This is a genomic window from Streptomyces sp. NPDC051940 (genome assembly GCF_040680895.1).
In the GTDB taxonomy this organism is placed as follows: Bacteria; Actinomycetota; Actinomycetes; order Streptomycetales; family Streptomycetaceae; genus Streptomyces.
This window is the reverse complement of record NZ_JBFAXR010000008.1, coordinates 68,773-81,622: the sequence shown is the minus strand read 5'-3', so window position 1 is coordinate 81,622 and position 12,850 is coordinate 68,773. Positions and strand designations below refer to the sequence as shown.

General features: G+C 71.1%; 10 protein-coding genes. 7 read left to right on the top strand and 3 right to left on the bottom strand.

Annotated features, from left to right (window positions below):
• Window positions 1–79: 79 nt before the first annotated feature.
• Entirely contained in the window at window positions 80–3,232 is a 3,153-nt protein-coding gene (locus tag AB0M28_RS05935) for a discoidin domain-containing protein (protein WP_365398385.1), read from the bottom strand.
• Between the two features lie 281 nt (window positions 3,233–3,513).
• On the opposite strand from AB0M28_RS05935, the gene AB0M28_RS05930 reads away from it, so the two are divergent.
• The 3 genes from AB0M28_RS05930 to AB0M28_RS05920 all read left to right on the top strand — a co-directional run bounded on the left by AB0M28_RS05930 (window position 3,514) and on the right by AB0M28_RS05920 (window position 6,163).
• On the top strand, window positions 3,514–4,053 hold the full coding sequence (locus AB0M28_RS05930; RefSeq protein ID WP_365398382.1) for a peptidoglycan-binding protein: 540 nt from the start codon (window positions 3,514–3,516) through the stop codon (window positions 4,051–4,053).
• 211 nt (window positions 4,054–4,264) lie between these two features.
• A complete protein-coding gene (locus tag AB0M28_RS05925; protein ID WP_365398380.1) occupies window positions 4,265–5,263 on the top strand; it encodes a winged helix-turn-helix domain-containing protein in 999 nt (332 codons plus the stop codon).
• An 87-nt stretch (window positions 5,264–5,350) separates the two neighbouring features.
• Window positions 5,351–6,163, top strand: coding sequence for a class I SAM-dependent methyltransferase (locus tag AB0M28_RS05920; RefSeq protein ID WP_365398377.1), 813 nt, complete (start codon window positions 5,351–5,353; stop codon window positions 6,161–6,163).
• On the opposite strand, the gene AB0M28_RS05915 is transcribed toward AB0M28_RS05920, so the two are convergent.
• A complete protein-coding gene (locus tag AB0M28_RS05915) occupies window positions 6,160–6,498 on the bottom strand; it encodes a hypothetical protein (RefSeq protein ID WP_365398374.1) in 339 nt (112 codons plus the stop codon). The genes AB0M28_RS05920 and AB0M28_RS05915 overlap by 4 nt on opposite strands.
• A gap of 176 nt (window positions 6,499–6,674) precedes the next feature.
• Between AB0M28_RS05915 and AB0M28_RS05910 the strand changes: the two genes are divergently transcribed.
• From AB0M28_RS05910 to AB0M28_RS05895, 4 genes are all read left to right on the top strand, one after another.
• Entirely contained in the window at window positions 6,675–7,415 is a 741-nt protein-coding gene (locus tag AB0M28_RS05910; protein WP_365398371.1) for a hypothetical protein, read from the top strand.
• Window positions 7,416–7,429: 14 nt separating this feature from the next.
• A complete protein-coding gene (locus tag AB0M28_RS05905; RefSeq protein ID WP_365398368.1) occupies window positions 7,430–8,104 on the top strand; it encodes a response regulator transcription factor in 675 nt (224 codons plus the stop codon).
• Window positions 8,101–9,501 (top strand): HAMP domain-containing sensor histidine kinase, encoded by a 1,401-nt coding sequence (locus AB0M28_RS05900; protein ID WP_365398365.1) that lies wholly within the window; start codon window positions 8,101–8,103, stop codon window positions 9,499–9,501. The genes AB0M28_RS05905 and AB0M28_RS05900 overlap by 4 nt, the downstream gene beginning before the upstream one ends.
• A gap of 385 nt (window positions 9,502–9,886) precedes the next feature.
• On the top strand, window positions 9,887–11,701 hold the full coding sequence (locus AB0M28_RS05895) for an NAD(P)/FAD-dependent oxidoreductase (RefSeq protein WP_365398362.1): 1,815 nt from the start codon (window positions 9,887–9,889) through the stop codon (window positions 11,699–11,701).
• Between the two features lie 53 nt (window positions 11,702–11,754).
• Here AB0M28_RS05895 and AB0M28_RS05890 read toward each other — a convergent pair whose 3' ends face one another.
• Window positions 11,755–12,834: a methyltransferase domain-containing protein gene (locus tag AB0M28_RS05890; RefSeq protein WP_365398359.1), complete on the bottom strand. Its 1,080-nt coding sequence runs from the start codon at window positions 12,832–12,834 to the stop codon at window positions 11,755–11,757.
• Window positions 12,835–12,850: the final 16 nt, after the last annotated feature.

The window sequence follows — 12,850 nt, the reverse complement described above, 5'->3', positions numbered from 1 at the left end:
TCTGGATGGACCCAGCCTGGGGGCCGGGGAGGCGACGTGCGCGGCGGATTGGCCCGAAGAGGTGAAGCTCCCGGGCCTGCTATGCCTGCCGGACCTCCACTTCGGACAGCTGCATGTGGAACGGATCCTCCCGCATCGCCGTCCCGGTGACCCGCACATACCGGGCCGTCGTGGCGGCGAAGGTGAACGTCTGCGGGCCCGCGTCGGGGCGGGGATAGCCCGTGCGGCTCGCCACCGTCGTCCACGCCGAGCCGTCCGACGACACCTCGACGCGGAAGTCCAGCGGGAAGCCGCCGCCGGTGTTCTCCCCGTCCGTACGGGCGTAGAGGTCGACCTGCGTGAAGCGGGTCGGGCCGCCGAGGTCCACGGACGCCCACTCCGTACGGGCGGCGGCGCCCGGGTTGCTGCTCCAGCCCATCGAGTACCACAGCGCGGAGCGCGCCCCGTCGGTGAGGTTCTTACGCAGCCAGCCCTCGTTCTGGTACTCCACCGACGAGGACGCCGTCACCGCCCGTCCGGAGGCCAGGTTGCCGCCCAGCGCCTCCAGCTCGGCCAGTTGCATGTGGTAGTGCCCGAACTGGTCCGTGCTCAGATGGGTGCCGGTGACCCGCACATGGCGGGCGTTCACCGGGGCGAAGGGGAAGGTCTGCGCGGTCGCGGACGGCCGCGGGTAGCCGGTCCGGTTCGCCACCGTCGTCCAGGACGAGCCGTCCGCCGACACCTCGATGCGGAAGTCGACCGGGAAGCCCTGCCCGGCGTTCGTGCCGTCCGAGCGGGGATACAGGTCGATCCGGTCCAGCCGCCGGGACGCGCCCAGATCCACCTGGAGCCACTCGGTGTGGTCCGAGCCCATGGCTGCCGTCGAACTGCTCCACCCGAGCCCCGTCCGCTGCCCGTCCGTCGCCCCGGCCGTGGACCAGCCGTCGGCCTCGTACGAACTGGAGGCCGTCACGGTGCGCGCCTCGGCGGGGTTGACCTCGGGGTTGATGCGGACGTTGTCGAAACGGGCGCCCGCCCCGCCGGTGACCAGGGCGAAGCCGCCGGCCTTGTACGCGCTGTCGGTGACCGTCAGGACCTTCCTGGCGCCGCTGAAGACGGTGATCGTGCTGCCGCGGGCGGCGACGCGCAGGTTGTTCCATCCGCCGGGGGAGTAGCCGGGCACGGTCGCGGAGGCGAGCGTGGTGCCGCTGCGGTAGACGAAGACCTCGCCGTTGTTGCGCTGGGCGATCAGATAACCGCTGTCCATGTCCGTGCCGTTGAGGTTGCGCAGCATCACCCCGGCCCAGTTGGTGTTGCCGCCGTTGGCGTTCACGCCGGTGATCCGCAGATCGGCGGAGGCGACCACGTCGCCGTACGCGCGGCCCTCCAGCGCCGCGGTCTCACCCCAGTTCGCGGTGTCCGTCTGGGCGTACTCGCCGGCGCTCACCGACCAGGTGCCGGAGCGGTGCCGCCACGACGTCTCGCCGCTCGCGAAGTCGTCCGCGTACGGGAAGGCGAGGTCGGGGGCGGGGGAGGCGAGGGCGTCGAGGATCTGGCGGTGCCGGCTGTCGACCTCCGTGCCCGAGTGCTCGTACGTCACCGAGTCCGTGATCAGCGTGTTCGCGATCGCCGCGGCGGTGACGGGCTTGGTCTGCTTCAGCAGGTTCAGCAGCTCCACGTCCTCCAGTCCGTCGAGCTGCGTCTCGCTGCGGACGCTGTCGTAGACGTCGTACGCGGGCTTGTTGGGCCGTACGAGCCAGTTGTCGCCGGTCTGCCAGTCGTCGAAGGTGTCGGAGGGGCGGTTGAGGTCGCTGAAGTCCCACCAGAAGTTCCAGCCCCAGTGCAGATAGCCGGTGCCGCCGATCTTCCAGGTGAGCCACGGGGTGAGGCGCGTGGAGGCCAGGTGGTAGCTGATGAAGCGGTTCATCCGCTCGTTCTGCGGGACGATGCAGTTGTAGAGCCACAGGTCCGCGCCGCTGAGCCGGCGGCGCTGGTAGTAGCCCACGTTGTCGTCGTACAGGCCGGTGTAGGGGGTGGCCGTCGTGAGGTCCTGCTCCAGCTGCGGGAGTACGGCCAGATGGGCCTCGTTGGTCAGCGGCGCGGGGAAGGACTGGCGGTACTTGGCGTACAGCCACTTGGCGGCGTTGACCTGGTTGGTGGTGGACGGCTCGTCGAGGGCGCTCATGTAGAACTGGTCGGTCCAGCCCTTGGCGTCGAGGTGCGCCTTCAGGGCGGGGAAGAGCTGGTCGAGGTAGGCGTTGGTCTCGGCGGTGTCCGGGTCGGCGAGGACGCGCTGCATGGTCCCGCCGACCTGCTTCATCATGTCCATCTTGATGACGTCGCCGGACTGCGGCTCGAGCAGGTGCGGGGTGTAGAGGTACTGCATCGCGCCCGCGTCGACGAAGGTCTGCACGAAGCGGTCGAAGGTGGCCCAGCCGAAGGTGTAGGTGCCGTTCGCGTCGACCGTGGAGTCGGGCATCAGCAGCGCCTGGAAGTCCGCGAAGATGACGTTGTTGCGGTGCCGGGCGTGGTTGGCGGCCATGTTCGTGATGACCTTCCACCAGTTGGCGTCGTACATCTGGACGCCGTACTGCGCGGGGATGGACCGGATCGTGCCGTTGTAGTCCCAGCCCGCGGAGGTGAACCAGTTGTTCATCCTGAACGTGGACTGGTCGGCCGCCGGCAGCGTCACGTTGTAGACGGTGACGCTGACGGGCACGGTGGTGTCGCCGCCGCTCGACTTCACCACGGCGGTCCCCGTGTACGTACCGGGCGTCTGGCCGGGGGCCGTGCGGACGCTGTAGTGGTACGCCAGCGTGGTGTTGGCGCCGAGCGACTGCGGGGTGTTCTCCACGAGCGCGTCGTAGTACGCGGTGCCGCCGTCGGGCGGGTTCTGGTAGACGCCGATCTTCGAGATGTGCGGGTGGTTGTACTCACGCCGCACGGTGACGGGGAGGGTGGCGCCGCCGGGCCCGGTCAGGGCGCCGGCGGTGACCTGGACGCCGGTGACGTTCTCGGTGGGCCGTACGAGGATCTGCGCGGCCTCCATCTCGCCTCGGGCGGCGCGCAGGGCGACGGCGCCGGACGCGCCCGACGGGCGGACGGAGGAGCTGAACGCCCGGTCGGCGGCGCTCTGCACCCACACGGTGGGTGCGGCGGCGTGGGCCTCGGGGGCGGGGGAGAGGAGCAGCAGTGCGAGGGCTGAGACTACGGCGGACAGGGGTCTGAGAACCGCGCTGGGGCTGCGTCGCATCGGGGCCGCCCTTCCGGGTAAATGAAACGATTTAGAGTTGTCGGCGGGAACGTACGGCGGTGGTGATGGGGCGTCAAGAGAGTGGACAGAGTCTGCTCATGGGGGAGTTGAATCGTTAAGATCCGATACGACGTGCAATACGCCCACCGTGCGGTCGCCTCCACCCCCTGATCGGCAGAGCTCCCACGTGCGAGGTTTCGCTGCTCTTGAAACTCATGGCGTGGCAGATCAGCGCCTGTGAGCATCGGGCGGAAGGTGTACGCATCGAGAGGGAGCGAACGTTGCGACTCAAGACCAAAGCTGCTGTTTTCGCGTCCGCGGCCGCGCTGCTACTCGGCACCGGCCTGGCCACCGCACCGACGGCCGCCGCGTCGACGTCCCAGGGATACGTCTACGGCGGCGGCTGGGGCCAGTACCTGTGGGACGACTGGAACGACGAGGGCGTGGTCGACCAGAACTCCCACAGGATCAGCAACGCCACCGGCCTGTGGCAGCTCGTCCTGTGGGCCGACGGAGCCATCGAGCAGAACGGAACTCGCTTCGACCTGTCCGACGTGGACTGCGACTTCGGCCCCAACACCGCCTACGCCACCGCCTCCTGGCAGCGGGCCATCGGGCAGGGCGCACTCGACGACGACGGCAGCGCGGGCCCGCTGACCTGGGGCTACCACGGCGGCTATCTCAACGACGACGGCAACAACCGGGACATCACCTACGCCGGCTACCCCAACCTCCTGCACCTGCGCCGGGTCAACGGCATCTACCAGTTCCAGCTGAACGGCGTCTGGCACAAGGCCTCCTACACCTCCGCGACCTGCTGAGACGCACGCACGGCCCCGGTACCGCCGGGCCCCGCCCGAGGGCGACACCGCACCCCCGAACGCGGCGGTGAATCGGCCACGACCGGGAACCACACCTCCCCACGGACGCGTGGGAGGTGTGGGCTCGCTGTGGAACCGCACGGACGCACCACCCCGGCCGGAGGCCGGGGTTCCGTGCGGTGCCGTGGTGACGGGCTCGGGAGGGGGACCCGTGCTGAGATTCCATTTCACCGCCGCGGACGTCATGCGCACCCACGTCAGCACCAGACCGGACCCGCTGTGGGACCTGATCCTGGCGGCCAATCTCCTCGGCAACCGCGACGGCCGGGTGGTCTTCGACGCATGGCGGGCGGAGGCCCGGAAGCGGCTGGCGGGCCTCCCACCCTGGCAGCCGCGACTGCTGCGCACGCTGGCCCCGCCCGTCGGCGACTTCCCCGACTTCCTCACCCCGGCGGCGGCGTCGGCATCCGCCGCGAAGCTGGAGGCGGGCATCGACATGGTGCTGAGCACCCCCAAGGCCGGGCTCCGGGCGGACCTCGCCTGCCTGCCGGCAAGCTCACCCGGGCTACGGCGCCTGGCAGACGGCGAGCCCGCCGCCCTGACGGCACTCGGCACGGCGCTGCGGGCCTGCCACGCCGCCCTCGTCGGCCCGCACACGGACCGCGTCCGCGCGCTGGTCGACGCCGACCTGGCGCGACGCGCCCGCGACGTCCTCGGCGGGGGCGTCGCCGGCCTGCTGGCCGGCCTCGCACCGACGCTGCGGTGGCGGGACCCCGTCCTGGAGGCGGACTACCCCGACAACCGGGAGGTCCACCTCGGCGGCCGCGGACTGCTGCTCATCCCGTCCGTCTTCTGCTGGCGCAAACCCGTCACCTTCATCGATCCCGGCCTGCCTCCCGTCGTGGTGTATCCCGTCGACCGCGGACCGCAGTGGTCGTCCCCGCCCGCCGCCGGCAGCGTCGACCCGCTGGTCAGCCTGCTCGGACGACGCCGGGCGAGCTGCCTGCGCCACCTGGCCGACACCTGCAGCACCACCGAACTGGCCCGCCGCATCGGCGCGGGCCCGGCCTCGGCCAGCCAGCACGCCGCCGTCCTGCGGGAGGCGGGCCTGGTGATCTCCGCCCGCCACGGCAACACGATGCTGCACACCCTCACACCGCTCGGGCACGCACTGCTGTCGGGGACGACAGGGCTGGAGGCCGTCCCCTGACCGCCTGCCCGGCCGCTGCGCGGCATGGGCTAACGTCAGGGCCTGCCGCGGCGCGATCTCCGCGGCTCCGGCACGAGAGGGGGCCGCATGGCGGTCACGGCGTTTGACGAGTCCGAACGTCGGAAGTGGGCGGGGCGCGCCGACGCCTACGCGGCCGGCTTCGCCAAGCTCTGCGCGCATACGGTGCCCCAGCTGCTGGACGCCGCCAAGGTCCGGGACGGAACCACGGTCCTCGACGTGGGGACAGGCACCGGCGCCGTCGCGGCGGCGGCCTGCGACCGAGGCGCGAAGGTGACGGCCGTCGACACCGAACCCGGCATGGTCGCGCTCGCCAGGCGGTCCGCGCCGACCGCCGACGTACGCCTGGCGGGCCTGCCCGGCCTCCCCTTCGCCGACGACGAATTCGACGCCGTGGTGGCCAATTTCGTCCTCAACCATGTCGGACGACCCCGGGAGGCCCTGACGGAGCTGCGCCGGGTGACCCGCCCGGGCGGGCGGATCGCGGTGACGATCTGGCCCGTACCGCCGGCCGCCGGACAGGCACTGCTCGCCCGCGCCGTCCACGCGGCGGGTGCCACCCGCCCCGATGACCTCGCCGCACTCGCCCCGGAGGACGACTTCCCGCGCACCGAGCAGGGCCTTGCCACGCTGCTGGACGACGCGGGCCTGGCGGCCGTCGACTGCCGGACGCTTCACTGGGAGCACCGGACGACTCCCGAGGAGTGGTGGAGCGGCCCCGCCGCCGGGGTGGCAACGATTGGTCAGATCGTGACGAGCCAGCCCCCTGCGGTGATCGCGGAGATCAAACGCCACTTCGACGCCCTGAGCACGGAGTTCGCAAGCCCGGACGGCACTCTCGCACTTCCTCACACGGCGCTCATGGCCTGCGGCCGGGCCTAACCCCGGGCCCGACTCCGAATCTCAGCGGCAACGGCGGTCCACTTCCTGTCGACCTCTACCGGCCGGTGATGGCCGCACTCGACGACGTTCCCGGCGCGATCGGTCACCTGCGCGTCGCAGTCGCCGGCCTCGATCCAGACCGCGACGTTCTCGATCCCGGCGGCCCGGTCCTCCTCGTCCACCCAGCACGTGACCGAGAAGGCCAGTTCGTCGCCGTCGTAATTGGACCGGATCCGAAAGGTCTCTCCCGGCTCCAGCCAGCGGTCCTCACCCAGCGGCTCCAGCCACAGGATGAGCCAGCCCTTGCTGTCGTTGCGAACCTCCATGACTGCCATGCCCGCACGATATGCGCCCATCGACGGATCACATCACCCGGGCTCGCGAAGCCCGGACACCACAGCCGACTGTCTCTAAGGGAGTTCTAAACAACGCCGAGACTCCGCCAGAAGTGCGCTTGGTCTGCTGATTCCCGGACGGGCCGGACACCACCGGTCCCAGGGAAGGGAAGCCGATGCGACACGCACGACGGATACGGGGGGCGGCCGCCGCGGGGCTGGTCGTCGCCATCGCCATGGGCATGAGCGGTGCCGTACAGGCCAGCGCGACGGGGAACTCGGCGAAGCCGGGAGCGACCACCGCGGCGGACAAGGACGGGACGGGCAAGGAGTCCGACTGGCTGGCCGGCCTGGCCCAGCGCTACGGCGTCTCCGTGGAGGCGCTGGAACAGGTCCTGATCCAGGTCAAGCAGGCGCTCGGGGAGAACGGCGGCGACCGGAAGGACCCGGCGCTCCTCACCCTGGTCGCCCGCGAACTGGGCATCTCCGAAGCGAAGGCCGCCGACCTGCTGAGCGAGGTGTTCGGCGCGTCCGGACCCGAGGACGGCAAGGGCGACAAGGCCGGAAAGGGCAAGAAGGGCGACAAGAAGGGCAAGGCCGGCCCGCAGATCACCCCGGCCCGTTTCATCCAGGCCCTGGCGGAGGAACTCGACATCACGCGCGCACAGGCCACCGCCACCATGCACGCCCTGGACCGGCTGGGCCGCGACCACGGAGTCGACCCGGACAGCCCGGAGTTCGCGGCGATCGCCCGCGGCCTCGGCATCACCCCGGAGCGGCTCGAGGACGCGCTCAGGGCGGTCAAGATACGCCTGGCGGGCGACGGCAAGGAGGAAGCGAAACCGGGCACGAAGGGCGAGGAGAAGCCGGGCCCCACGGACGAGAAGTCGGGTTCACCTGCGCCCTACACGTCCTGAGGCACGCTGTGGGCATGCGGGTACTGGTGGTCGACGACGACGAGGCCGTGCGCCGCTCGCTGGCGCACGCCCTGACCCGGGACGGATACGAGGTGACCGTCGCCCCCGACGGCGCCGCCGCCCTGGAGGAGCTGGGCCGCGTCCGGCCGGACGCGGTGGTGCTCGACATCCTGATGCCCGAGCCGAACGGCCTCGAGGTCTGCCGACGCCTGCGCGGCCGCGGCGACGCCGTGCCGATCCTCATGCTCACGGCCCGCGACCTGGTCTCCGACCGGGTCGTGGGTCTCGACGCGGGCGCCGACGACTATCTGGTCAAGCCGTTCGCGCTGGACGAACTACGGGCCAGGCTGCGCGCCCTGCTCCGGCGCAGCGGCGCGGACCGCGAGGTGCTCTCGTACGACGACGTCTCCCTCGACACGGCGGCCTGCCGCGCCCGCCGGGCCGAGCGGCGACTGGAGCTGACCCGCACCGAGTACGCGCTGCTGGAGCTGTTCCTGCGCAACCCGGAGCGGGTGCTGAGCCGCACCCTGATCTTCGACTCGGTGTGGGGTTACGACTTCGGGCCCTCGTCGAACGCGCTGTGGGTGTACGTCAGCTATCTCCGCGCGAAGCTGGAGGCCGCCGGCGAGCCGCGGCTGATCCAGACGGTGCGGGGCCTGGGTTACGTCCTGCGGAAGGAAGCGCTGTGAGCCTGCGCAACCGCGTCGCGCTGGCGGGCGGACTGGCGGTGCTGGCCGCCCTCGTGCTGGCGTCCCTCGTGCTGTACCCGTCGCTGAAGGCCAAACTCGGGCAGGAGCACGACTCCACCCTCGTCGCCGCGGCCCAGCAGGCACCGGAGACGCTCAAGAACTTCAAGAAGAAGTCCGATGTGACGGGCCAGAAACCGCCGTTCTTCGCGGGTAAGCCCGTGGACGTCGGCTCGACCAAGCTGCAAGTGCTGGAGACGCCGGTCGTTCCCGGCCCCCATCCCTACTTCCTCCCCGTCACTGCCACGGACCAGCAGGTCATGGAGGGCACCCACGAGCCGTACTTCCGGAACACGGAGTTCGAGGGCGTGCACTACCGCGTCTACACGGCCAGGCTGCCGGACGCGGAGATGGTCGTCCGGGTCGCCATGCCGATGTCCGTCCTCAGTGATCCGCTGAACCGCCTCCTCGCGCTGCTGATTTCGATCACCGCGGGCGGCACCGTCATCGCCGCGCTGACCGCCCGGCTGGTGGCGGGCCGGGTGCTGCGCCCGGTGCGCAAGCTGACGGAGACCGTGGAGCACATCACCGCGACACAGGACCTCACCGCCCCGATCGACGCCCGCGGCCGGGACGAGATAGCCCGCCTGGCCCGCGCGTTCGCCTCGCTGACGGCGGCCGTGGACGCCTCCGTGACCGCCCGCCGCCGCCTGGTCGCGGACGCCTCCCACGAGCTGCGCACCCCACTGACCAGTCTCAACACCAACCTGGAGCTCCTCGGCGAGGGCCTTGGAGTACGCGACCCGCAGGCCCCGGAGCTGGTCGCGGCGGCCCGCGAGCAGACCGGCGAACTGATGGCACTGGTCGGTGATCTGATCGACCTCGCCCGGTACGGCCAGAGCGACACCCACACGGAGGACACCCGCCTGGACCTCCTGGCCGAGCGTGTCGCACGCCGCGCCGCGGCCCGGGCTCCGGACGTGCGGATCGTCACCGACCTCGCCGAGTGCATGGTCCACGGCGATCCGGACGCCCTGGAACGGGCGGCGGCCAACCTGCTGGACAACGCGGTCAAATGGAGCCCCCCGGGCGGCCGCGTCACGGTGTCGGTCACCGCATGCGGCACGCTCACCGTCACCGACGAGGGCCCCGGCATCCCGCCGGCCGACCTCCCGTACGTCTTCGACCGCTTCTACCGCTCCCCGAAGGCCCGCTCCCGTCCCGGCAGCGGACTGGGTCTGGCGATCGTCCGCCAGATCGCGGAGACGCACGGCGGCAGCATCGAAGCCGGCGCACCACCGGAAAGCAGCGGCACCCGGCTGCGCCTGGCCCTGCCGACCGCGTCGCCACCGGAGCCACACCCACGGCCCTCCGGTACGGAGCCCGCCCGGGCGCGGTAGGGGTGGGTCGGGGTGGCCCGGGGGAGCGGCGGCTGGGCAGGGTTGTGCCGTGGTGACGGGCAGGCCGACCCTGCCGTACTGCCGCGCACGCGGGCGGTACGGCAGGGGTCCGGGACGGCCGCCGGGTCACTCCGGTGTCGGGCCGGGGGCGTAGAACCGGCGGGAGCTGCCGGGATTCACCGGCCGGCGGCAGCCGGTCATGGTCGGCGCACGGACTTCTCACTGCGGAGGCAGCCGTCGCTCTGAGGCTCCGCCGCGCGGTCGGACCGCGTCGCGTCGTGGCCAGTACCCCCCATCAGCGGCCGCTGCCACCCGTTTCCCCGGTACGGCAACGGCGGCCGGAGAGCAATCGCCCCGAACGACACCACAGCGAAGGAGGACATACGTGTCCACCCTCCATTCCGGCCCGACGCATCCCGAGCCACACGACCTGGACTTCGACCCCGGCGCCCTGCGCGAGCGGTACCGGACGGAACGCGACCGGCGGATCCGCCCCGACGGCAACGCTCAGTACCGGCGTATCGCTGGCGAGTCCGAGCCGCTCGACAAAGACCCCCATGCCGAGCCCGAGTTCACGCGGGAGCCCCTGACGGACCGCGTCGAGGTGGTGGTCATCGGCGGCGGGTTCGGCGGCCTGCTGGCCGGCGCCCGGCTGCGTCAGGCGGGCCTGCGGGAGATCCGGATCATCGAGAAGGGCGGCGACTTCGGCGGCACCTGGTACTGGAACCGGTATCCGGGCATCCAGTGCGACATCGAGTCGTACATCTACCTGCCCCTGCTCGAGGAGCTCGGCTACCTGCCCAAGTGGAAGTACGCGCCGGGCGAGGAGATCCGCCAGCACGCCCAGGCGATCGCGAAGCACTACGACCTCTACCGCGACGCCTGCTTCCAGACCCAGGTGAGCGAACTGCGCTGGGACGAGTCCGCGTCCGAGTGGGTCGTGGCCACCGACCGCGGCGACCGGATGCGGGCGCGTTACGTCGTGGCGGCGACCGGGGTGCTCAGCCAGCCCAAACTGCCCGCGATCGAGGGGATCGAGACCTTCAAGGGACGCGTGTTCCACACGAGTCGCTGGGACTACGACTACACCGGCGGTGACCCGAACGGCGGCCTGCACAAGCTCGCCGGCAAGCGCGTGGCCCTCATCGGCACGGGCGCGAGCGGCATCCAGGTCGCACCCCATCTCGCGCAGGACGCGGAGCACTTGTACGTGTTCCAGCGCACCCCGTCCTCGGTGGACGTACGCGGGCAGCGCCCCACGAGCCCGCAGTGGGCCGAGTCGCTGACACCCGGCTGGCACCGGCGCCGCAGGGACAACTTCCTCGCCCTCGTCACCGGCGGCCGCGTCGACGAGGACCTGGTCGCCGACGCCTGGACCGGCAGCGCCCGCCTGCACCAGCAGCTCCTCCCGGGCAGCACGTCCTCCGACCTGCCGCCCGAGGAGCAGGAACGCGCCGAGGAGATGGCGGACTTCCGGAAGATGAACGAACTGCGGGCCCGGGTGGACGCCGTCGTCGAGGACGGAGCGACGGCCGAGGCGCTCAAGCCCTGGTACCGCTACATGTGCAAGCGCCCCACGTTCAGCGACACGTATCTGCACACGTTCAACCGGCCCAACGTCACCCTGGTGGACACGGCCGACCACAAGGGCGTGGAGCGCCTCACCGAGCACGCCGTGGTGGTCGGAGGTGTCGAGTACGAGGTCGACTGCGTCATCTTCGGGACCGGCTTCGAGGTCGGCGTCTCCGGTCTGCTGTCCGGAACCCTCCCCGCGTACGGCACGGACGGCGTCGGCCTGCTGGAGTCCTGGCAGACCGGCCCGAAGACGCTGCACGGGTTCTGCAGCCGGGGCTTTCCCAACCTCTTCAATCTCGGTCCGCTGCAGAACGCCATCTACGTCAACTTCGTCCACAACCTCGACGAGCAGGCGACGCACGTCGCCGCGGTGATCGCCGAGGCGCAGCGGCGCGGGGCCCGGTGCGTGGAGCCGACGGCCGAGGCCGAGGGCGCCTGGGTGGCCACGATCTGGCAGAAGGCCGCCGACCTGTCGAAGTTCCTGTCCGGATGCACTCCCGGCTTCTACAACGGCGAAGGCATGCCCATGCCGAGCATGTCGTACGGGGAGGGTCCGGCGGCGTTCTACGAGGTGCTCAGGAAGTGGCGCACGGACGGAGGCATGAGCGACGTCATGGTCGAATGACGTGCAGAACCGCCCTCACCCGGATCCCGCACAGGTGCCGGCGCCGCTCCTCGTCAGGCCGGGTTCGTCCGGGCCACGTAGTAGACGTTGATCGGGTCTCCCTCGATGGACCGGACCGTGATGTCGGTGAAGCCGGCCTCCTCGAGCATGCGGCGCGCGGTCTGCCGGCCCCAGACCGTGCCGAGGCCGGCGCCGCCCGTGCTCAGCGAGGTGGTCATGCAGTAGAAGACCGAGAACGTGAAGAGGGCGGGGCCGAAGGGGTGGTCGACGTTCTCCTCGAGTCTGCTCGAGGCGGCGATGTCGCACATCAGGAAGGTGCCGTCCTCCTTGAGGGAGGCGGCGACGGCGTTCAGGGTCTCCTGCGGGCGGGCCAGGTCGTGGATGACGTCGAAGGCGGTGATGAGGTCGTACCGGCCGGTCACCTCCGCCGAGTCGCCGACGGTGTAGTGGACGTTGTCGACGCCCGACCGTTCCGCCTCTTCGCGTGCGGCGGCGATGCCCTCCTCCGACTGGTCGAGCCCCTCGAAGCGGCTGTTCGGGAACGCCCGGGCCAGCACGAGCGGGGCATGCCCCTGACCGGTGCCCACGTCGAGCGCGTCGATGCCGTCGCGCAGCCGCTCGGCGAGCCCCGGGACGAGCGGGACGATCGTGTCGACGAGGGCGGCGTCGTAGACGCGTGCCGTCTCCTGCGACTGGAGCGCCTGGAAGCGCGGATAGGCCGAGTACGGCACGCCGCCACCGCTGCGGAAGGACCCGACGACCTGCTGCTCGACCTCGCCCATCAGGGCCACGTAGGGCATCATCCCGGCGAGGTTGTCGGGGCCGGCGGCGGTGGTGAGCGAGGCCGCGTGCTCGGGGGGCAGCGTGTACGTGGCGCCGTCCGGCTCGTACTCCACGAGACCGCCGACGGTCATACCGCCGAGCCACTCACGTACGTACCGTTCGTCGAGACCGGCTGCCTTGGCGATGTCGTCGCTGGTGGAGGGCGGAAGCGTACTCATGGTGTCGAACAGGCCGGTCTGGTGGCCGACGCTGATCAGGAGCGCCAGCCCTCCCTTGTTGAGGATGTCGACCATGAGCTCCGAGAATGCTTCCTGCCGCGCGGCGTCCAGTGCCACAGCGCCTCCTGACATCGGGGGGATCTGCTCC